Source organism: Pseudacidovorax intermedius, from assembly GCF_003350475.1.
GTDB classification, from domain to species: Bacteria; Pseudomonadota; Gammaproteobacteria; order Burkholderiales; family Burkholderiaceae_C; genus Xenophilus; species Xenophilus intermedius.
In genome coordinates this window covers 22,723-44,317 of record NZ_QQAV01000019.1, presented here as the reverse complement: position 1 = coordinate 44,317, position 21,595 = coordinate 22,723, and the positions used below count along the sequence as shown (strand labels likewise).

The following is a 21,595-nucleotide window of genomic DNA, read 5'->3' as shown; positions in this document are numbered from 1 at the left end:
GTACTGCCTCAGCGCTCGCCCTTGCGATAGGGCTTCATCAGGGCTTGCGGATAGCTGGCCTTGCGCGCCACCAGCACCAGCGCCAGGATCGACAGCACATAGGGCAGCATCAGGTAGACCTGGTAGGGCAGGGCGGCGTCGCCGGCCTGCTGCAGCCGCAGTTGCAGCGCATCGAAGAAGGCGAAGAGCAGGGCGCCGAGCAGCGCCTTGCCCGGCCGCCATGAAGCGAACACCACCAGCGCCACGCAGATCCAGCCGCGGCCATTGACCATGTTGAAAAAGAAGGCGTTGAAGGCCGACAGCGTGAGGAAGCTGCCCGCCACGCCCATCAACGCCGAGCCGCCCACGATGGCGAGCGTGCGGGTCGCCGCCACGGAGACGCCCTGGCTCTCGGCCGCCTGCGGGTTCTCGCCCACCATGCGCAGCGCCAGGCCTGCCGGTGTACGGTAGAGCAGCCAGGCCACCAGCGGCACGAGCAGCAGTGCCAGCAGCGTCATCGGCGTCTGCGCATTCAGCACCGGAATCGGCAGCCAGTCCATGGGCGCAAAGGGCGTGACGGTCGGCGGCGTGCTCACCTTGGGAAAGCTCACGCGGTAGCCGTAGTAGGACAGCGAAGTCGCCAGCAGCGTGATGCCCAGCCCGCACACATGCTGCGAAAGCGCGAGGCCCACGGTCAGCCAGGCATGCAGCAGCCCGAAGGCGCCGCCGACCAGGGCGGCCACCACCACGCCCAGCCACAGCGGTGCGCCGGCATAGACCGCCAGCCAGCCGCCGAAGGCGCCGGCCACCATGATCCCTTCGATGCCCAGGTTGAGCACGCCGGCCCGCTCGCACAGCAACACGCCCAGCGTGCCCAGGATGAGCGGCGTCGCAATGCGCAGCAGGGCGACCCAGAAGGAGGCCTGCGCGACGATGTCGGCCACCTCGCTCATCGCGACCACCTCAGTCGGAACTGCGTGAACAGCGCCGCCACCAGCACCGACAGCAGCGAGGCGGCCACGATCACGTCGGCGATGTAGGTCGGCACGCCAACGGCGCGGCTCATCGAATCGGCGCCGACCAGCACCCCCGCCACGAACACGGCCGCCGCCACCACACCCAGCGGATGAAGGCCGGCCAGCATGGCGATCACGATACCGCTGTAGCCATAGCCGGGCGACATGTCGAGCGTGACATAGCTGGTGCGGCCCGCCACTTCCACGGCGCCGGCCAGCCCGGCCAGTGCGCCCGACAGCAGCGCGGTGAGCACCACGGTGCGCGTGACCGGCACGCCCGCAAAGGCGGCAGCGCGCGGGTTGGCGCCCAGGGCGCGGATGTCGAAGCCCAGCACCGTGTGTTTGAACAGCAGCCACACGCCCACGGCCAGCACCAGTGCGCCGAGCAGGCCGCTGTGCACCCGCGTCTGCGGGATGAGCTTGGACAGCTCCAGGTCCGACTGCAGCGCCACGCTCTGCGGCCAGCCCATGGCGGTCGGGTCCTTCATCGGACCGTCGAGCAGTGCGCCCACGGCGAGCAGCACGATGAAGTTGAGCAGCAGCGTGGTCACCACCTCGTCCACGCCCAGGCGGCTCTTCATGAGGGCCGGACCGAGCAGCAGCAGCGCGCCCGCGAGCGCGGCGGCCAGGAACATCAGCGGCAGCAGTACCGCCACCGGCCATTCCAGGCCCGTACCGTCGTGCATGCCGCCGATGGCGACGGCCGCCAGCGCGCCAGCGTAGAGCTGGCCTTCGGCGCCGATGTTGAACAGCCGGGCCCGGAAGGCCACCGCGGCCGACAGGCCGGTGAGGATCAGCGGAATGGCCCGCGTCAGCGTCTCGCTCAAGGCGAAGACCGAGCCGAAGCCGCCGGAGAGCAGCAGCCCGTAGGTGCGACCCACCGGCGCCCCGGCCCACAGCACCAGCAGGGCGCTGACCAGCAGCGTGAAGGCGACCGCGCCCACCGGCGCGAGCACCAGGGCCGTGCGCGACGGCTGCGTGCGTCGTTCGAGCCGCATCGTCATGCGGGCGTCCTTTCCGTTTCGCCGGCCATCGCCAGGCCGATGGCCTCGCGCGTCCAGGCCTCCGCCGGGCGCGTGGGCGTGAGGTGGCCACCGTGCATCACGGCGACCTGATCACCCAGGGCCAGCACCTCGTCGAGATCGTCCGAGATCAGCAGCACCGCCGCGCCCGCGTCGCGCGCCGCGATCAGCTGCCGCTGCACATAGGCCACGGCGCCGATGTCCAGGCCCCAGGTCGGCTGGTGCGCGACGATCAGCCGCGGCACCGCCGTGGAGCCCGCATCGGGCGCGGTCAGTGCGCGCCCGAGGATGAGCTTCTGCATGTTGCCGCCCGACAGCGAGCGGGCCGGTACATCGAGTCCGCCGCCGCGCACGTCGAAGGCCTGCTGGATGCGCGCCGCATGGGCGCGGGCCGCGGCGCGGCGCACCCAGCGAAGGCCGGGCAGCAGCGGGCGCGAGAAGGCGGGGGTGCGCAGGCGTTCGGCCACGGCGTTCTCCCACACCGGCAGGTCGCCGACCACGCCGACGGCGTGGCGGTCTTCGGGGATGCGCGCCACACCTTGCGCCACCAGCCGGGCAGGCTGTGCCAGGAGCGGCGCACCGAGCAGGTGGACCCGTCCGGACCGCGCCCTGCGCGTGCCGCAGAGCAACTCGGCCAGCGCGACCTGGCCGTTGCCGGAGACGCCAGCGATGGCCGTGATCTGCCCCGCGCGCAGCGTGAGCGACACCGCGTGCAGCGCGCCAGCGGCGCCCTCGGTACTCACGCCGTCGAGCACGCACACCTCGGCGCCGGCAGCGGATGCCGGCTGTCGCACGGGCGCCTCCACCGCATGCCCCACCATCCATTGCGCGAGCTGCGCCTGCGTGGTGTCGCTGGCACGGGCCTCGGCCACCAGCCGGCCCTGGCGCAGCACGGCCACGCGGTGCGACACCCGCAGCACCTCGCCCAGCTTGTGGCTGATGAAGATGATCGACAGCCCCTGCGCCACCATCTGGCCCAGCGTGTCGAACAGCGCCTCGCTCTCCTGCGGCGTGAGCACGGCGGTGGGTTCGTCCAGGATCAGGATGCGGGCGCCGCGGTACAGCGCCTTGAGGATCTCGACGCGCTGACGTTCGCCGACCGACAGCGTGGCCACGCGCGCATCGGGCGACACCGGCAGGCCGAATCGCCGTGCCACGGTCTGCAATCGCTCGCGCGCAGCGGCCCGCCGGCTGAAGGGCAGCCACAGCGGCTCACTGCCCATCACGATGTTGTCGAGCACGCTGAGGTTGTCGGCCAGCGTGAAGTGCTGGTGCACCATGCCGATGCCCGCCGCCAGCGCCGCCTGCGGATGGCCGGGCGGCAGGGGCTGACCGAAGGCCTCGATCCGCCCCTCGTCGGCCACGTAATGACCGAAGAGGATGGACATCAGCGTGGACTTGCCGGCACCGTTCTCGCCCAGCAGCGCCAGCACCTCGCCGGCCTGCAGGGTGAGCGAGATCGCGTCGTTGGCCACCAGCGGGCCGAAGCGCTTGGTGATGCCCGCCAGCCGCAGCACCGGCGCGCCGCCGGCCGCGTCGCCCGCCGGGCTCAGGGCTTCCATTGCGCCAGGAAGGCCAACAGCACCTGGGCCGAGTTGTCGGCGGCCAGGCGCATGAAGGTGCCCATTTCGTTGGCCCCCTCGCCCCCGCCGGCCAGGTCGCTGAGCGAGCGGAAGGCGAGGTAGGGCACACCATTGGCATGGGCCACCATGCCCACCGCGGCCGTCTCCATGTCCAGCACGTTGGCCTGGAAGGTGGCGAAGGTGTATTCGCGAAAGGCCTTGTTGTCCATGAAGGCCTGGCCCGAGACGCCGTTGCCGCCGACCACCAGGCGCGGCGCATGCTTGAGGCAGGTGCCGGCCGCGCAGGCGGCCAGGTCCACCTTCATGGTGCGCGCCGCGGCCAGCATGCCGGGGTCGACCTCGAACCAGAAGCGCCGCGCGACCTGCGGCTGCGCGGCCGAGCGGAATTCCACCGGGCGCGGGAACATCATGCCGAAGTTGGGCAGCGTGGCGTCCCGGATGAAGGGCGGCTTCTCGTAGCGGCCGGGCGCCACCTCCTTGGCCATCAGCACTTCGAGATACTGGCCCCACTGCGCCGGCACCGTGACGTCGCCGATGGACAGGTTGGGATTGACGCCCCCGGCGATGCCGCTGAACACCACGTGGCTGACCTTGAAGCGGTCCAGTGCCAGCTGCGTGTTCATGGTGGCGTTGGTCATGCTGATGCCCGAGAGGAACAGCACCACCGGCCGCCCCTGCAGCGTGCCGGTGTGGAACTCCACACCGTTGATGCGCGTGGTGCGCGCGTCCTGCAGCTTCTGGCGAATCAGCACCAGCTCAGGCTCGAAGGCCGACATGACGGCGATGCGCGGGGTGTCTGCCGCGGGCGGCGGCGCCACGCCGGCACAGCCGGCCAGGGCGGCGCTGGCCGCCAGGGCCAGCAGGAATCGGCGGAAGCTGTTCATGCGGCCGATGGCCTCACTTGGACGACTTGGGCTGGCGGTCGTCGATCTTGACGCTGTACTTGCCCGACAGGATCTCGGCCTCGCGTGCCTTGACCTTGGCGACCAGGTCGGCCGGCACCTTCTTCTCGAAGGTGCCCAGCGGGGAGAGTTCGGAGCCCTTGTATTGCATCTGCGAGTAGGGGCCGTAGTCCTCGGCCTTGAACTGGCCGTCCTTGACCAGCTTGATGGCGCGGTCGACGGAGGGCTCCATGTTCCACAGCGCCGACACGACGACGGTGTCGGGGTACTGCGGCTGCGTGTTGATCACGTTGCCGATGGCCAGCACCTTGCGCTCCTTGGCGGCATCGCTCACGCCGAAGCGCTCGGCGTACATGATGTCCGCCCCCTTGTCGATCATGGCGAAGGCGGCCTCCTTGGCCTTGGGCGGATCGAACCAGCTGTTGATGAAGCTCACGCTGAACTCCACCTTGGGATTCACTTCCTTCGCGCCGGCCATGAAGGCGTTCATCAGCCGGTTGACCTCGGGAATCGGAAAGCCGCCGACCATGCCGATCTTGTTCGACTTGGTCATGCCGCCGGCGATCATGCCGGTGAGGTAGGCGGGCTCCTGGATGTAGTTGTCGAAGACGCTGAAGTTGGGCGCCTGCGGCTTGCCCGACGAGCCCATGAGGAACATGGTCTTGGGGAAGTCTTTGGCCACTTTGCGGGCCGCGGCCTCCACGGCGAAGGCCTCGCCCAGGATCAGCTGGTTGCCGGCCGTGGCGTACTCGCGCATCACGCGTTCGTAGTCGGCATTGGCAACGTTCTCGGTGGCCTTGTACTCGATCTCACCGCGGGCCTCGGCCGCCTTGAGTGCCTTGTGGATGCGACCCACCCATTGCTGCTCGAAGGGCACGGTATAGACCGCGGCCACCTTGAGCTTGGACTGGGCGAACGCGAGCTGCGGCAACCCGACCGCGACAAGCCCCGCCAGGGCGGCGGCACTCAGGATCAGGGGACGGCGCTGGATCATCTTTCTCACTCCTCGTTGATGGGGGTTGGACAAGCAGGATTGGTGCCGGCTGAGCCGGGTACGCGTTTACATGAGGCCCGCGCTGGACAAGTGGGTCGGTGTTTCCCACCGTTCGGGCTGAGCCTGTCGAAGCCCTGAACCGCGCTTCGACAGGCTCAACGTGAACGGTTGGATGGGCATCCGTGAGCAGTTCGTCCGAGCTACGCAAACAGGCCACGCCATCGCCATCAGCCGTGAAGCAGCCCCCCGAGACAAAGGGCCGCGGAGCAGGCCACGCCAACAACACGCGCGGAACCGGCTTTGCCGGGCCGCAGCGTGTGCCCCCGGAGGGGGTTGGCGGAGCGGGCCCCAGCCCGCGCAGCCTGGGGGATATCTCTACTTCGTGCCGAAGATGCGGTCGCCCGCATCGCCCAGGCCGGGCAGGATGTACCCATGCTCATTGAGCTGCCGGTCGATGGCGGCCGTGTACACCGGCACATCCGGGTGCGCCTCGTACATGGTCTTCAGGCCTTCGGGGCAGGTCAGCAGGCAGACGAACTTGATGGACTTGGGCGACAGCTCCTTGAGTCGCTCGACGGCCGCCACGGCCGAGTTGCCGGTGGCCAGCATCGGGTCGACCACCACGATGTCGCGCTCCTGCATGTCGCTGGGCATCTTGAAGTAGTACTCGACGGCCGTGAGCGTCTTGGGGTCGCGGTACAGGCCGATGTGGCCGACGCGCGCGCCGGGCACCACGCTGAGCATGCCGTCCAGGATGCCCGTGCCGGCCCGCAGGATGGACACGAACACCAGCTTCTTGCCGTCGATCACCCGGCCGCGCGTCACTTCGAGCGGCGTCTCGATCTCGATCTCCGAGGTCGGGATGTCCCGCGTCACTTCATAGGCCATCAGCGAGGCCAGTTCGTTGAGCAGACGGCGAAAGCTGTTGGTCGAGGCGTCCTTGCGGCGCATGAGGGTGAGCTTGTGCTGGACGAGCGGATGGGTGATCAGGTGAGCGTTGGGCGTCGTCATGAATCGTTCTTGTCAAAAACAGAAGGCGTGCGATGGTAGAGGAGGCGGGCTCAGAACACCGTGCCGTCGCTCTCGATGCGCAGCGGCGGCAGGCCATCGCGCAGGCGCTGGGCCACGGCCCGGCCGGCCGCCCAGGTGCCGCCTTCGAGGATGCAGGCCAACGGCATCTCGTCGGCTCTGCGGCCGACGTGGCGACGCACGATGGGTGCCAGTTCGTCGAGCAGCGCCACGGTCAGGGCGCGCCATTCGACGATGAATTCGTCGCCGACCTGCCAGCTGCGTTCGAGCAGGGCCGCATCGCGCGGCACGATCACGCCGGTGTCCAGCAGCAGGCCGCCGTTGCGGTACTCGGGCAGGGCGGTGAGGGCATCCAGGCCCTCGACCTTCACGCCCGCCCATTCGAAGGGCTCGATCAGCGAGTAGGTGAGCCACTGCGACAGCTTGTGGAAGGGCACCCAGCCGTGGGTGCGGCCCTCGCCGCCGACCGCGCTGTGCGCCCAGCAGTCGCCCAGGGCCAGCGCCGGCTCGCCCGGACCGGGCAGGGCGGTGGGGTGGCGATGCAGGTAGTTGGCCGAGGGCCAGATGGCCGAGAGCGAATCCAGCAGCAGCGTGAGGATGTCGTGCACCTGCACCGTCGCGGTGGGCGGCACGGCCACGCCTTCGGGCGCGATGAGCATGTCGAACAGGCCGCCCGGCCGCTGCACCTCGGTGCCGAAGACGGCCGGCTGCTCGGCCAGCACCTCGCCGAGGCGGCGCAGCAGCGTCACCCGACCGTCCAGGCCGACCAGCGGGTTGTCGCTGCGCACCTGGAAGGCCTGTGCCAGGCGGTCGGCGACCAGGCCGCGCAGCCCGGCCGCGTCGGCCTGCAAAGGGCGATCCGGGTCGGAAGAAAACAGTCCCGCCTTGAAGGCATGGAAGCTGGCCACGCCCAGGCCTTCGGAGCGGGTGAAGCGCTGGTCGGACGCCGACTCGCGGTAGGCCCAGTCGGCCCCGGCGCCGGCGTCGAGCAGCACGCTCACCACGGCGAGGTCGATGCGGGCCTTGGCCTTCTCGCGAGGAGTCGCATGTTCGCTCAGCAGATGGTCGAGTTCGGCCGCCCGGTCGACGCCACCCGCCTCGAAATGCCGCCAGCGGCTGTGGTACGGGATCGGCCGCCAGGCGTAGCGCGCCTGGGTGACCTGGGCCACTTCACGCGCCGCATCGTCCAGGCGCGTCTCGTCGCCGATGGTGAAGAAGGCCGATTCGCCACGGCGCGCGCGGGCCAGCAGTTCGGCCGCGCGCTCGCGCACGGCGACCGTGGTGCGCAGCCAGGCGACGGCGGCCTCGGGCAGGTTGAGGTCGGTGGTGGGAAGCACGTGTTGGCTGTCCGTCATTCGCCCAGCCCCCGTCCGCGGGTGGCCTTGAGTTCATCGGCACCGGGCACCTTGCCGGGTGTGAAGTAGCCGGCCGCCATCTTGGCGTCGATCTCCACCCGGGCATCCGCCGGAATCAGGTCGTCGGGGATGTTCACGCGGTCGCCCACCTCGATGCCGGAGCCGGTGATGGCGTCGTATTTCATGTTGCTCATGGAGACCAGCCGGTGGATCTTGCGGATGCCCAGCCAGTGCAGCACGTCGGGCATCAGCTCCTGGAAGCGCATGTCCTGCACGCCGGCCACGCATTCGGTGCGGGCGAAGTACTGGTCGGCGGTGTCGCCGCCCAGTTGCCGCTTGCGGGCGTTGTAGACCAGGAACTTGGTGACCTCGCCCAGCGCGCGGCCTTCCTTGCGCGCGTAGGAGATCAGGCCCACGCCGCCGCGTTGAGCGCCCTGGATGCACTCTTCGATGGCGTGCGTGAGGTAGGGGCGGCAGGTGCAGATGTCGGAGCCGAACACGTCCGAGCCATTGCATTCGTCGTGGACGCGGGCGGTGAGTTCGACCTCGGGGTTGGCCAGGTCGCGCGGGTTGCCGAAGATGTAGACGGTCTGCCCACCGATGGGTGGCAGGAAGACCTCGAGGTCGGAGCGCGTGACCAGCTCAGGGTACATGCCGCCCGTCTCTTCGAAGAGCACGCGGCGCAGGTCGGTTTCGGAACAGCCGAAGCGCTTGGCCACGCCCGGCAGCCACCAGACCGGCTCGATGGCCGCCTTGGTGACCAGCGCGGCACCGCCGGCCGTAAGAAATTTGCCGTCGGCCTTCAGACGGCCTTTCTGCAGCGCGTCGATCACCTCGGGCAGGATCACGTGCGCCTTGGTCACTGCGATGGTCGGGCGGATGTCGTAGCCCGCGGCCAGCTCTTGCGCGAAGACGTCGGAGACGACCGCGCCCCAGGGGTCCATCGACACGATCTTGCCCGGCTCGCTCCATTGCGGATAGGGCCCGATCACGTCCGTCGGCGAAGTGTTGGTGAGGTCGGCGCGGTGCTCGCGCTTGAGCGCCCCCGCGGCCACGGCCAGCGCGCGGTAGACGCTGTAGCTGCCGCTGTGGGTGCCGATCACGTTGCGGTGGGCCCGGCGGGTGGTGGTGCCAACGACCGGCCCGCGTTCGGCCGGGGTGGCCGCGTCCCAGTGGATGGGCAGCGAGCCCAGGCCCCCCGCGTGGGAGGTCAGACGGATGTGCTGGCGGGGGGAGGGTGAGGTGGCGGGGGGAGACGTGGTGCTGTCTACAGACATTGCGGGCCCTCAAAAATGTCAATGTAGCGAGGGGTCGGACCGCTGGCAAGAAAACGTGACCGGGGCCCCTGCCTCCCCCAAATAGCCGAGGCATCTGAGGAGCGACAGTTTCGGCTTACTTTCTGCAATATAGTGAAAAAGCCATGTCGTGGATCTCCTCTGCCGACTTTGCTGCCGAGCCTCTGCTCTGGCGCCTCCACGATGCGCGGCTGGTCGGCCTGTCCGTGCTCATGGCCATCCTGTCCTCCATCCTGGCGGTTCACATGGCGTCGCTGGGCTGGCGCGCGCGGAATGCCGGCATCCGTCATCTGAGCGCGGCCGGTGGCGCGCTGGCCATGGCCTGCGGCATCTGGGCGATGCATTTCATCGGCATGCTGGCCTTTGCGCTGTGCGCTGCGGCCCCGATCGGGCTGGGCATGACGGCGCTGTCGCTGCTGCCAGCGCTGGGCGCCTGCTGGGTGGCCATGCTGCTGCTGACGCGCGCGCATCTGGGCCGGGCGGCCATTGCCTGGGGCGGGGTGGCGGTGGGCGCGGGCATCGGCGCCATGCACCATGCCGGCATGGCCGCCTCGGCGGCCATGGTGGGCATGCGCCAGGATCCCGGCTTGACCGCCTTCTCCCTGGTGCTGGCCGTGCTGCTGGCCACGCTGGCGCTGTGGGTCTATGCCCGCCTGCGCGTGCAGGCGCAGAACCGGCCCTGGCGGGTGGCGGCCGTGGCGGGGTCGGTGCTCGGCCTGGCCATCCTCGCCATGCATTACACGGCGATGGCGGCGCTGCGCTTCGACGGCGTCGCCATCGACGGTGTGCCTGAGGGGCGGCACACGCTGCTGGTGGTGGCCATCGCGGGGTTCGTGGCCCTGATCGGCCTGCTGGCGGTGGCGCTGCAGGTGGGGCTGCGCCAGCGGCATCTGCTGGAGCAGGTGCGCCGCAGCGAGTCGCGCCTGCGCGCCCTGGTGGACACGGCGGTGGACGGCATCGTGATGATCGACGCGCACGGCACCGTCCAGTCGTTCAATGGCGCCGCCGAGCGCCTGCTGGGTTGGCGGGCCGAGGAGGTGGTCGGCCGCAACATCGCGATGCTGATGCCCGAGCCCCATCGCAGTGGTCATGACGGCTATCTGGAGCGCTACATGGCAACCGGCCTGGCCCGCATCATCGGCGTCGGCCGCGAGGTGGAAGCACGTGACAAGGAAGGGCGGCTGGTACCGGTGCGCCTGGCGGTGGGTCGGGCAGAACTGCCGGACGAGGCGCTGTTCGTCGGCTTTCTGACCGACATCCGCGAGCGGCGGGACATGGAGCTGTCGCTGCGGCGCAGCGAAGAGCAGTTCCGCTCGCTCATCGCCAACATTCCCGGCGTGACCTTCCGCTGCCGCTTTGCCCGCGACTGGCGCATGCTGTTCATCAGCGACGCCGTAGAGGGCCTGTGCGGCTTCCCGGCGGAGGACTTCCTGGCCGGGCGCATCAGCTATGCGGACCTGATGCACCCGGACGATGTGGAGCGCATCTGGCGGCAGGTGGGCCAGGCGCTCGACCAGGACCGCTCCTACCACGTCGAATATCGCCTGCGGCACCGCAGCGGCCGGTTGCGCTGGGTGTCGGAAACCGGCCGGGGCGTGCGCGGCAACGATGGCGAGATCCAGTGGATCGACGGGGTGATGGTCGACAACACGGCGCTGCGCGCGCGCAACGCCGAGTACGAGGGCATCGTCAACGCCATCGGCCGCGCGCAAGGTATGGTCGAGCTGGACCTGGAAGGGCACATCCTGCGTGCCAACGACCTGTTCCTGCGCCTGGTCGGCTACACCATGGAAGAGCTGCGCGGCCAGCCCCATGCGGTGCTTTGCCGGCCCGAAGAGGTCCAGAGCGCCGACTATGCCGAGCGCTGGCGGCGGCTGCGCGCCGGCGAGCAGCAAAGCGGCGAATATGCCCGCATCACCCGGGACGGACGGGAGGTGTGGCTGCACAGCTTCTATAACCCGATCCTCGATGCCGAGGGGCGGCCCTTCAAGATACTCAAGCTGGCGGCGGACCTGAGCGAACGGCGCCTGATGGAGCAGGCCCTGCGCGACGCCAAGGAGCGTGCCGAATCCGCCGCCGCCGCGCGCAGCAGCTTCCTGGCCAACATGAGCCACGAGATCCGCACGCCGATGAACGCCATCATCGGCTTCTCGGAGGTGCTGCTCGATTCGCCGCTCGACGCCAGCCAGCGCCGCCACCTGAGCACCATCCACCAGGCCTCGCATTCGATGCTGCGACTGCTCAACGAGGTGCTCGACACGGCCAAGCTGGAGAAGGGCGCGATGACGCTGATGGAGGAAGACTTCTCCCTGCGCGCGCTGTGCGACCAGGTGGTCGCCTCGATGCGCATCAGCGCGATCCGCAAGGGCCTCGACCTGGTCCTCGACTACCACCCGAGCGTGCCGCTGCACTTCCGCGGCGATGCGCTGCGGGTGCAGCAGGTGCTGCTCAACCTGCTGGGCAATGCCGTGAAGTTCACCGAACAGGGCAGGGTGGTGCTGCGCGTGCGCCATCACGGTGGCCAGCTCAGCCTCGAGGTGGAGGACACCGGCATCGGCATCGAGCAGGACATGCTGGAGCGCATCTTCGAACCCTTTGCCCAGGCCGACGCCTCGACGTCGCGGCGCTTCGGTGGCACGGGGTTGGGCACCACCATCTCGCGACAGCTGGCGCACCTGATGGGCGGCACCATCCGGGTAGCCAGCACGCCGGGGCGCGGCAGTGTGTTCACCGTGCGGCTGCCATTGCCGCTGGGCAGTCCCGCCGGATCGCCGGATGCGGCTGGAGGCGCAGACACGCCGCTGCAACTGCCCGCGCTGCGCGTGCTGGCCGTGGACGACGCGCCGAGCAACCTGGAGCTGCTGGAGATCCTGCTGGGCCGCGAGGGCCACCAGGTGGCACTGGCCGGGGGCGGCGAACAGGCGGTGCAGATCGCCGCGCGCGAGCGTTTCGACCTCATCCTCATGGACCTGCAGATGCCCGGCATGGACGGCCTGGAGGCGGCGCGTGCCATCCGCCGTGCCGAGCAGGCTGCGGCCGGCCGGCACACGCCGATCATCGCCATGTCTGCGAGCGTGCTCGAGGCCGACCGCCTTGTGGCCGAGTCCGCCGGCATGGAGGGCTTTGCAGGCAAGCCCCTGGCGCCGACGCAGCTCATGCGCGAGATGGCCCGCGTGCTGGGACTCGTCATGGCCCCGGAACTGCCCGAGGCCGGCCATCCCGAGTCGCTGGCCATCGACTGGCATCGCGCGCTGTCGCTGTGGCACCGGCCGGGACTGCTGCACGATGCGCTCGAGCGCTTCCTGGCCGAGCAGCGCGCGACGCCGGGCAGACTGATGCAACTCGCGGACGACCAGGACTGGAAGGGCTTGGCCGCGCTGGCGCACCGGCTGGTTGGGGCGGCGGGGCATTTCGGGCTCAACACCCTGCAAGGATTGGCGGGTCGACTGGAGACTGCGGCTCTGGCCCAGGATCCCACCGGGTGCAGCCAGTGCATCGTGGCGCTGCCGGGCGAACTGCTGCATGCGGAACAGGCCCTGCGTGCCCAGCGCCTGCAATCGCCGGACGCGGTGTGGCTCAACGCCGCGAACGGCACCGATGTGCAACTGAATCTGGCGTGCGTGCTGGACCTGATCGCGCGCACCATCACGCTGCTGCGTGCAGGGGAATGGCCGGAGGTTCCATTTGGAGCGCTCTCTGCCTTGCTGCCTGCCGAAATGCTGGAGGATGCCAACGGCGCCATTGCCAATTTCGATTTCGAGCGCGGTCGCAGGGCCCTGGAGGTTCTGGCGGACCGGCTTCAGCGGGCAGCGCCAGTGGAAGGATGAGGCGCGCGGCCCAGCAGCTGTGTGCGAGAGCCAGCCGTTGCCGAGGCGGTCGCAGCGACGGCCTGGCTCCGGTCGAGGGCTGGGAACTCGGCGATCTATCCGTTCATTAGATATGCAATGTGCGTTATGTCAAATTATATGGATGCGAGGGCATGCAGTGAATGCGGCGACGCCGCTCGCCGTGCCTCCCGCTCTCCCCCCCGACCGCACCGCGGTCCGCCGCTGCTGACATCGATGGCCGGACAGGCACAAAAAAGCGCCCCTGAGGGCGCTGTCGGCTCAACGAACCAGGCGCCTCGGCGCCTGGCCCGCCGGTCCTTCACTCGCGTGACGATTCCAGCGTCTTGTTGATATAGAGCGCCACCAGCGTGCAGATCGCACCGGAGGCCAGATAGACGCCGAGGAAGGCCAGTCCGAAATGCGCCGACAGTCCGAGCGCGACCAGCGGCGCGAACGCGGCCCCCACCAGCCAAGCGAAATCGGAGGTCAGCGCGGCGCCGGTGTAGCGGTAGCGCGCACTGAAGTTCGAGGTCACCGTCCCGGAGGCCTGACCATACGACAGGCCCAGCAGTACGAAGCCGATCAGGATGAAGACGTTCTGTCCTTCGCTCGACTTGAGCAGCACCGGAGCAACGAGGCTGAACAAGCCGATCAAGGCTGCCAGGGTGCCCAGGGTGTTGCGACGACCAAAGCGGTCGGCAATCCAGCCAGAAGCCAGCACGGCAGCAGCACACAGCAGGCCGCCAATCACCTGCACGCCCAGGAAGTCGGCAATGGACTGGTCCGAGTAGAGCTGGATCCACGACAGCGGAAACACCGTCACCAGGTGGAACAGCGCATAGCTGGCCAGCGCGGCGAAGGCGCCGATGAAGATGTTGTAACCCTGCGTGCGAAGCAGTTCCCCGGCGGGCGTGGGTTCGAGCTCCCGCTGCTCGAGCGCCCTCTCGTACTCATGCGTGACCACCAGGCGCAGACGGGCGAACAGCGCCACCACGTTGATGGCAAAGGCCACATAGAACGGATAGCGCCAGCCCCAGTTCATGAAATCTTCCTGCGACAGGCTGCCGTACAGGTACATGAAGAGCGCGCTGGCAACCACGAAGCCGAGCGGCGCGCCCAGCTGTCCCAGCATGGCGTACCAGCCGCGGCGGTGCGGCGGCGCGTTCATCGACAGCAGGGACGGCAGACCGTCCCAGGAGCCGCCGGTGCCCAGCCCTTGCCCGATACGGAACAAGGCCAGTAGCAGGATCGCCCAGCCGCCGACGATGTCGTAGCCCGGCAGGAAGGCAATGCCCGCCGTGGACGTACCGAGCAGGAAGAGCGCGATGGTCAGCTTGGTGGCGCGGCCGTAGCGCTTCTGGATGCCCATCGAGACGATGGTGCCAATGGGCCGCGCAATGAAGGCCAGCGAGAAAATGGCGAACGCGTAGAGCGTGCCTTCGAGACGTTCGACGAAGGGAAAGAACAGCTGGGGAAACACCAGCGCGCACGCGATGCCGAAGACGAAGAAGTCGAAGTACTCGGAGGATCGCCCGATCACCACGCCGACCGCGATGTCGCCCGGGGCCACATCGTGATCGTCCGCATTGACCTGGCGAGCGTCTCGCTCGAGGTCTCCAGAGTGGATTCCGGGGTGTGCCGGGCTCAGGCTGCTCATCGAAGTCTCCCTTGTATTCGAGGAGCACCCAGATTACCACGCGAGATTCGCAGAGCCGTCGGACAGTGTCGATAGGACAAATTGTCCAATCGCCTACGCAGGCGTGCACCTCTAAAGTGCGGACTCCTGCCGCCGGCGCGCGAGGTGCCGGCCTGCTCGTTCCTTTCAGATTCCAGCGTATGCCTTCACTCAAGACCTTCCGCGCGCCAGCCCTCCTGGCCGCCACGGCGCTCCTGGCCGGTTGCAACACGGTGGTGCTCAGTCCCTCGGGGGACATCGCCTCGCAGCAGGGCCGCCTCGTGATGATCGCGACCGGGCTGATGCTGCTGATCATCATCCCGGTGATCGTGCTCACCCTGCTGTTCGCCTGGCGCTACCGTGCCGCGAACAAGGAGGCCGACTACCAGCCCGACTGGCACCACTCCACCCGCCTGGAACTGGTCATCTGGTCGGCTCCACTGTTGATCATCATCGCCCTGGGCGCGTTGACGTGGATCAGCACCCATACGCTGGATCCCTATCGCCCGCTCGACCGCATCGCGGCGGGCAAGCCGATGCCGGCCGACGTCAAGCCGCTGGAGATCCAGGTCGTCTCGCTGGACTGGAAGTGGCTCTTCATCTACCCCGAGCAGGGCATCGCCACCGTCAACGAGGTCGCGGCGCCGGTCGACCGGCCGATCCTCTTCAAGCTGACCTCCAGCACGACGATGAACGCCTTCTACGTGCCCGACCTGGCCGGCATGATCTACACCATGCCCGGCATGCAGACCGAGCTCAATGCCGTCATCAACAAGCCCGGCGTCTACCACGGCCTGTCCTCGCACTACAGCGGCGCCGGCTTCTCGGGCATGACCTTCAAGTTCCACGGCGTCTCCAACGAAGAGTTCGCCAAGTGGGTGGCCGATGCCAAGTCCGGCAGCCAGAGCCTGACGCGCGCCGTCTACAACGACCTGGCCAAGCCCAGCGAGCGCAACCCCGTGCAGCGCTTCGCTTCCGTCGATCCCGACCTGTACTCGCGCGTGCTCAACCTGTGCACCGTGGACGGTCAGCGCTGCATGCACCAGGTGATGGCCCAGGACGCGTTGCGCGGCCGCACCAAGGCCGGCGAGGCCGCCGTCGCTGCGCTGATGCCGCAGCAGATCTGCACGCCCAACCAACCGGTCGACCTGCTCAACTGAGGACGCCGCCCTCCCCGGCCCGCATCCCGGCACCCATTCGAAGAAACGAAGCCCTATGACTGAACCTTCTACCGCCGCGCCCCACTGGATGCTGGGGCGGCTGACCTGGGAATCCGTTCCCATGGCGCACGAGCCGATCGTGCTGTGGACCTTCATCGCCGTCGCGCTCGGCGGCCTCGGCGTGCTCGCGCTGCTCACCAAGTTCCGCCTCTGGGGTCCGCTGTGGCGCGACTGGTTCTGCAGCATCGACCACAAGAAGATCGGGATCATGTACATGATCCTGGGCATCGTGATGCTGCTGCGCGGCTTTGCCGATGCGCTGATGATGCGTCTGCAGCAGGCCGTGGCCTTCGGCGACAACATGGGCTACCTGCCGCCACACCACTACGACCAGATCTTCACGGCGCACGGCGTGATCATGATCTTCTTCGTGGCGATGCCGCTGGTCACGGGCCTGATGAACTACCTCGTGCCGCTGCAGATCGGCGCGCGCGACGTGGCCTTCCCCTTCCTGAACAACTTCAGCTTCTGGATGACCACCGGCGGCGCCGTGCTGGTGATGCTGTCGCTGTTCCTGGGCGAGTTCTCCACCGCCGGCTGGCTCGCGCTGTCGACGCTGGGCAACCAGAACCCCGGGGTGGGCCTGGACTACTACATCTGGGCGCTGCAGATCGCGGGGGTGGGCACCACGCTCTCGGGCATCAACCTGCTGGTGACCATCGTCAAGATGCGCGCGCCCGGCATGGGCCTGATGAAGATGCCCGTCTTCACCTGGACCTCGCTGTGCACCAACGCGCTGATCGTGGCCTCCTTCCCTGTGCTGACGGCCGCCCTGGTGCTGATGTCGCTCGACCGCTATGTCGGCACGAACTTCTTCACCAACGTGTCGGGCGGCAACCCGATGCTGTACGTCAACCTGATCTGGATCTGGGGCCACCCCGAGGTCTACATCCTGGTGCTGCCGGCCTTCGGCGTGTTCTCCGAGGTGGTGGCCACCTTCTCGGGCAAGCGCCTGTTCGGCTACACGTCCATGGTCTATGCCACGGTCTGTATCACCATCCTGTCGTACATCGTGTGGCTGCACCACTTCTTCACGATGGGCTCGGGCGCGAGCGTGAATGCCTTCTTCGGCATTACGACGATGATCATCTCGATCCCCACGGGCGCGAAGATCTTCAACTGGCTCTTCACCATGTACCGCGGCCGCATCCGCTTCGAGCCGCCGATGCTGTGGACGGTCGGCTTCATGTGCACCTTCGCCATCGGCGGCATGACCGGCGTGCTGCTGGCCGTGCCCCCGGCCGACTTCGTGCTGCACAACAGCCTGTTCCTGATTGCGCACTTCCACAACGTGATCATCGGCGGCGTGGTGTTCGCCATGTTCGCCGGCATCAACTACTGGTTCCCCAAGGCCTTCGGCTACAAGCTCGACGCTTTCTGGGGCAAGTGCTCGTTCTGGTTCTGGCTCGTGGGCTTCTATGTGGCCTTCATGCCGCTGTACGTGCTCGGCCTGATGGGCGTGACGCGCCGCGTCAACCATTTCGAGGACACCTCGCTGCAGATCTGGTTCCAGATCGCCGCGCTTGGCGCCGTGCTGATCGCCTGCGGCATCGGCTGCTTCCTGGTCCAGCTGGGCGTGAGCTACCTGCGTCGCGAGCAACTGCGCGACCACACGGGCGACCCGTGGAACGGCCGCACGCTCGAGTGGGCCACCTCCTCGCCCCCGCCCCAGTACAACTTCGCCTTCACGCCCGTGGTGCATGAGGTCGACGCCTGGTGGGACATGAAGCAGAACGGCTACAAGCGCCCGCTCGGCGGCTTCAAGCCGATCCACATGCCCGCCAACACCGGCGCTGGCGTGGTGATCTCGGTGTTCTCGGTGATCTGCGGCTTCGCGCTCATCTGGCACATGTGGCCGCTGGCTGCCGCCTCGTTCGCGGCCACCATCCTGGCGTCGATCATCCACACCTTCAACTACAAGCGCGACTACCACATCCCGGCCGAGGAAGTCTCGGCCGCCGAGAACGCGCGCACCCAACTGCTGGCCCGTCATGTCTGATCTCGCCTACGCCACCGGCACTGCCGGCGATAACACCGACCGCGCCTATCACCTGGCGGACGAGCCACATCCGGAGAACGGCACCTCGCTGGGCTTCTGGCTCTACCTGATGAGCGACTGCCTGATCTTCGCAGCGCTCTTCGCAACCTACGGCGTGCTCGGCCGCAGCTATGCGGGCGGCCCCAGCGGCGCCGAGCTGTTCGACCTGAAGCTGGTGGCGATCAATACTGCCTTCCTGCTGCTGTCGTCGATCACCTTCGGCTTCGCCATGCTGCAGAAGCAGCAGAACAAGGTGGGCGCCACGCTGGGCTGGCTCGCCATCACCGGCATCTTCGGCCTGTGCTTCCTGGGCGTGGAGCTCTACGAGTTCCACCACCTGATCCATGAAGGCGCCACGCCGCAGAGCAGCGCCTTCCTATCGGCCTTCTTCGCCTTGGTCGGCACGCACGGCCTGCACGTGACCTTCGGTTCGATCTGGCTGGTCGTGCTGATGATCCAGATCTCCAAGCACGGCCTGATCCATGAGAACAAGCGCCGTCTGATGTGCCTGTCGATGTTCTGGCACTTTCTGGACGTCGTCTGGATCGGCGTCTTCACCTTCGTCTACCTGATGGGAGTGCTGTGATGAGTACCCATGCCACCCACGCCGCTCACGCCGGCCACGCCCACGACGATCACCACCACGACGATCACGGCGACGTCGGGCCGCACAGCACCTTCTCCGGCTACATGATCGGCTTCGTGCTGTCCATCGTGCTCACCGCCATCCCCTTCTGGCTGGTGATGAACAACGTGATCAGCAGCCGCAACACGGCCGTCATCGTGCTGGGCGCCTTCGCCGTCGTGCAGATCCTCGTGCACATGGTCTTTTTCCTGCACATGAACGGCAAGGTCGAAGGTGGCTGGACGCTGCTCTCCACCATCTTCACCGTCGTCTTCGTGGCCATTGCCATCGCGGGCACGCTGTGGGTCATGTTCCACATGAACACGAACATGATGCCGGCGCACGAGATGCAGCAGCACATCCAGCGCGCGCAATGACGCAGCGGCGCCGCGGTCGGGTCCTCGTGCCTGCCGCGGCACTTTTTTTTGTGCTGCTGCTGGCCCTGGGCACCTGGCAGGTCCAGCGCCTGGCGTGGAAGCGCGAGCTGATCGCACGGGTCGATGCCCGGGTGACGGCAACGCCGATCGACGCACCGGGGCGTGCCGCGTGGCCGTCCGTCACGGCCGAGCGGGCGGAATACCAGCGCGTGACGCTGCAGGGCCGCTTCCTGACGGACAAGGCAGCGCTGGTGCAGGCCACCACCGATCTGGGCGCGGGCTTCTGGCTGCTGACGCCCCTCGCGCGGCCGGACGGCAGCGTCGTGTGGGTCAACCGCGGCTTCCTGCCCCCACAAGCGCGTGAGCCCTCGGCCCGCGGCTGGGCCGAGCCGACCGGCACCGTCGACGTGGTGGGCCTGCTGCGCATCACCGAGCCCAAGGGGGCCTTCCTGCGCCACAACGATCCCGCGGCCGACCGCTGGTATTCGCGCGACATCGCCGCGCTCACGGCGGCCCGCGGGCTGCCGGCCGCCGACACCGCCCCCTACTTCGTCGATGCTGCCCGCGACCCGCAGCAGGCCGAGGGCACCTGGCCCGTGGGCGGCCTGACGGTCATCCGCTTTCCCAACAACCACCTGATGTACGCCATCACCTGGTACGGCATGGCCCTGCTTCTGGTGGTGGGCCTGGTCTATGCCTGGCGCCGTGGTGCCCTGGGGCCGGACGACGACAATCCGGCGCGATGAGCGCCAGCCCCCCCGACTCCCCTGCCCTGCTCGCCGCGCGTGCCCAGGTGCGGGCCCAGGCCGCGCGCGGCCTCGACTCGGCCACCGGCCGCAAGAACCTGCACCAGCTGATCCAGTTGCGCTGGATTGCCGCCTTCGGCCAGATCGTGACCATCGAGGTCGCGCACTACGGCCTGCGGCTGCCCATTCCGCTGGAGCCCATGCTGGCCGTGCTGGCAGGCCTGCTGGCCTTCAACGTGCTGAGCCTGCTGCGCTGGCGCACCGGGCGGCGCGTCACCAACGGCGAGCTGTTCCTGGGCCTGATGGTGGACGTGGGCACGCTCACGGCCCAACTGCACCTGAGCGGCGGCATCAGCAACCCTTTCGTCTACCTCTACCTGTTGCAGGTCACCCTGGGCGCCGTGCTGCTGCGGGCCTGGGCCGTGTGGACGATGGTGGCCGTGGCCATCGGCTGCGTCGCCGGTCTGGCGATCTTCAGCCGGCCGCTGCCGGTGGCGCTGGAGGCGCACCGTGGCCTGGCCAGTCCTTATCTGGCGGGCTTGCTGATCTGCTTTGCCCTCAACGCCGTACTGTTGGTGGTGTTCATCACCCGCATCGGCCAGAACCTGCGCGAGCGCGACGCCCGCCTGGCCGCCCTGCGCCAGCGCGCGGCCGAAGAGGAACACATCGTTCGCATGGGCCTGCTGGCCTCGGGCGCGGCGCATGAACTGGGTACGCCCCTGGCCACGCTGGCCGTGATCCTGGGCGACTGGCAGCACCTGCCCCACTTCAATTCCGACCCCGAACTGCTGCAGGACGTGACGGAGATGCAGACGCAGGTGCTGCGCTGCAAGTCCATCGTCAGCGGCATCCTGTTGTCGGCCGGCGAGACGCGGGGCGAGTCCTCGGCCATGACCACCGTCTGCCGCTTCCTCGACGACCTGGTGGCCGACTGGCGCTCCACGCGCTCGGGCACGGTGCTGCTCTACAGCAACCGCTTTGGGCACGATCTCCCCATGGTCTCGGACTCTGCCATCGCGCAGATGATCTGCAACGTGCTGGACAATGCCCGCGAGGCCTCGCCCCAGCGCATCCATCTCCATGTGGGCCGCGATGACGACACGCTGGTGCTCGAAGTCTTCGACGAAGGCCCGGGCTTTCGCGCCGACATGCTCACGCGCCTGGGCACGCCCTACCAGTCGACCAAGGGGCGTCCGGGTAGTGGCCTCGGACTGTTCCTCGTCGTGAATGTCGCGCGTACGCTGGGCGGTCAGGTGGAGGCCGCCAACCGTTCCGAGGGCGGTGCGCTGGTGCGCATCACGCTGCCGCTGGCCGCCGTCACGCTTGCCACCAAAGATCCGACCGAATGACCGACCTGCTGCTGTCCGATGCCGACGCCGACGCCCGGCAACTGCTGATCGTGGAAGACGACGATGCCTTTGCACGCACGCTGGCCCGGTCCTTCGAGCGGCGTGGCTACGAGGTGCTGCGCGCCGGCGGCCTCGAGGAGGTGAATGCGCTGCTGGAGGCCGAGTCGCCGAGCCATGCGGTGGTGGACCTCAAGCTGCAGGGCGAGGCCTCGGGCCTGGCCTGCGTGCAGGCCCTGCATGCGCACGACCCGGAGATGCTGATCGTGGTGCTCACCGGCTTCGCCAGCATTGCGACGGCGGTAGAGGCGATCAAGCTCGGCGCGTGTCACTACCTGGCCAAGCCCTCCAACACCGACGACATCGAGGAAGCCTTCGGCCGCGCCGAAGGCAGCACCGAGGTCGAGCTCACGCAGCGCGCCAGCTCGATCAAGACGCTGGAGTGGGAGCGCATCCACGAGACGCTGGCCGAGACCGGCTTCAACATCTCCGAGACCGCGCGCCGCCTGGGCATGCACCGCCGCACCCTGGCGCGCAAGCTGGGCAAGCAGCAGGTCAAGTAGGCG

At 68.3% G+C, this 21,595-nt stretch carries 17 protein-coding genes; 8 read left to right on the top strand and 9 right to left on the bottom strand.

The annotated features are described in order from the left end of the window. Nucleotides 1-8: 8 nt before the first annotated feature. The 8 genes from DFR41_RS26800 to DFR41_RS26765 all read right to left on the bottom strand — a co-directional run bounded on the left by DFR41_RS26800 (nt 9) and on the right by DFR41_RS26765 (nt 9,157). Nucleotides 9-932, bottom strand: coding sequence for an ABC transporter permease (locus DFR41_RS26800; protein ID WP_114804981.1), 924 nt, complete (start codon nt 930-932; stop codon nt 9-11). Then, a complete protein-coding gene (locus tag DFR41_RS26795; protein WP_043118144.1) occupies nt 929-1,993 on the bottom strand; it encodes an ABC transporter permease in 1,065 nt (354 codons plus the stop codon). Before DFR41_RS26795 ends, DFR41_RS26800 begins: the two co-directional genes overlap by 4 nt. A 2-nt stretch (nt 1,994-1,995) precedes the next feature. Beyond that, on the bottom strand, nt 1,996-3,579 hold the full coding sequence (locus DFR41_RS26790; protein ID WP_114804980.1) for an ABC transporter ATP-binding protein: 1,584 nt from the start codon (nt 3,577-3,579) through the stop codon (nt 1,996-1,998). Next, nucleotides 3,567-4,484 carry a 5'-methylthioadenosine/S-adenosylhomocysteine nucleosidase gene (locus tag DFR41_RS26785; RefSeq protein ID WP_114804979.1) on the bottom strand — a complete coding sequence of 306 codons (918 nt, stop codon included), beginning with the start codon at nt 4,482-4,484 and terminating at the stop codon, nt 3,567-3,569. Before DFR41_RS26785 ends, DFR41_RS26790 begins: the two co-directional genes overlap by 13 nt. Before the next feature lie 13 nt (nt 4,485-4,497). Then, nucleotides 4,498-5,496: a BMP family protein gene (locus tag DFR41_RS26780; protein ID WP_114804978.1), complete on the bottom strand. Its 999-nt coding sequence runs from the start codon at nt 5,494-5,496 to the stop codon at nt 4,498-4,500. 375 nt (nt 5,497-5,871) lie between these two features. Then, the gene (gene upp / locus DFR41_RS26775) at nt 5,872-6,507 is read right to left on the bottom strand and encodes a uracil phosphoribosyltransferase (RefSeq protein WP_114804977.1); all 636 of its coding nucleotides are present in this window, start codon (nt 6,505-6,507) and stop codon (nt 5,872-5,874) included. 50 nt (nt 6,508-6,557) lie between these two features. Then, nucleotides 6,558-7,880 (bottom strand): URC4/urg3 family protein, encoded by a 1,323-nt coding sequence (locus DFR41_RS26770; protein ID WP_114804976.1) that lies wholly within the window; start codon nt 7,878-7,880, stop codon nt 6,558-6,560. Further along, nucleotides 7,877-9,157 (bottom strand): GTP cyclohydrolase II, encoded by a 1,281-nt coding sequence (locus DFR41_RS26765; RefSeq protein WP_114804975.1) that lies wholly within the window; start codon nt 9,155-9,157, stop codon nt 7,877-7,879. The genes DFR41_RS26770 and DFR41_RS26765 overlap by 4 nt, the downstream gene beginning before the upstream one ends. 143 nt (nt 9,158-9,300) lie before the next feature. Between DFR41_RS26765 and DFR41_RS26760 the strand changes: the two genes are divergently transcribed. Continuing rightward, nucleotides 9,301-13,002: a PAS domain S-box protein gene (locus DFR41_RS26760; RefSeq protein WP_114804974.1), complete on the top strand. Its 3,702-nt coding sequence runs from the start codon at nt 9,301-9,303 to the stop codon at nt 13,000-13,002. Between the two features lie 319 nt (nt 13,003-13,321). Here the strand turns inward: DFR41_RS26760 and DFR41_RS26755 are convergent, their stop codons facing one another. After that, nucleotides 13,322-14,659 carry an MFS transporter gene (locus tag DFR41_RS26755; protein WP_043118097.1) on the bottom strand — a complete coding sequence of 446 codons (1,338 nt, stop codon included), beginning with the start codon at nt 14,657-14,659 and terminating at the stop codon, nt 13,322-13,324. 179 nt (nt 14,660-14,838) lie between these two features. Here DFR41_RS26755 and cyoA point away from each other — a divergent pair, with 179 nt between their 5' ends. The 7 genes from cyoA to DFR41_RS26720 are packed head-to-tail and all read left to right on the top strand — an operon-like array spanning nt 14,839 to nt 21,592. Continuing rightward, nucleotides 14,839-15,837 (top strand): ubiquinol oxidase subunit II, encoded by a 999-nt coding sequence (cyoA, locus tag DFR41_RS26750; RefSeq protein WP_017757635.1) that lies wholly within the window; start codon nt 14,839-14,841, stop codon nt 15,835-15,837. Between the two features lie 55 nt (nt 15,838-15,892). Further along, nucleotides 15,893-17,896: a cytochrome o ubiquinol oxidase subunit I gene (gene cyoB, locus DFR41_RS26745; protein WP_114804973.1), complete on the top strand. Its 2,004-nt coding sequence runs from the start codon at nt 15,893-15,895 to the stop codon at nt 17,894-17,896. After that, nucleotides 17,889-18,521, top strand: coding sequence for a cytochrome o ubiquinol oxidase subunit III (gene cyoC, locus DFR41_RS26740; protein ID WP_114804972.1), 633 nt, complete (start codon nt 17,889-17,891; stop codon nt 18,519-18,521). The genes cyoB and cyoC overlap by 8 nt, the downstream gene beginning before the upstream one ends. Beyond that, nucleotides 18,521-18,937, top strand: a complete 417-nt coding sequence (gene cyoD / locus DFR41_RS26735) for a cytochrome o ubiquinol oxidase subunit IV (protein WP_114804971.1) — start codon at nt 18,521-18,523, stop codon at nt 18,935-18,937. The genes cyoC and cyoD overlap by 1 nt, the downstream gene beginning before the upstream one ends. Beyond that, the gene (locus DFR41_RS26730) at nt 18,934-19,683 is read left to right on the top strand and encodes an SURF1 family protein (RefSeq protein ID WP_114804970.1); all 750 of its coding nucleotides are present in this window, start codon (nt 18,934-18,936) and stop codon (nt 19,681-19,683) included. Before cyoD ends, DFR41_RS26730 begins: the two co-directional genes overlap by 4 nt. Then, a complete protein-coding gene (locus DFR41_RS26725) occupies nt 19,680-21,032 on the top strand; it encodes an ATP-binding protein (protein ID WP_017757640.1) in 1,353 nt (450 codons plus the stop codon). The genes DFR41_RS26730 and DFR41_RS26725 overlap by 4 nt, the downstream gene beginning before the upstream one ends. Continuing rightward, nucleotides 21,029-21,592 (top strand): response regulator transcription factor, encoded by a 564-nt coding sequence (locus tag DFR41_RS26720; protein WP_017757641.1) that lies wholly within the window; start codon nt 21,029-21,031, stop codon nt 21,590-21,592. Before DFR41_RS26725 ends, DFR41_RS26720 begins: the two co-directional genes overlap by 4 nt. The last annotated feature ends 3 nt before the right edge of the window (nt 21,593-21,595 follow it).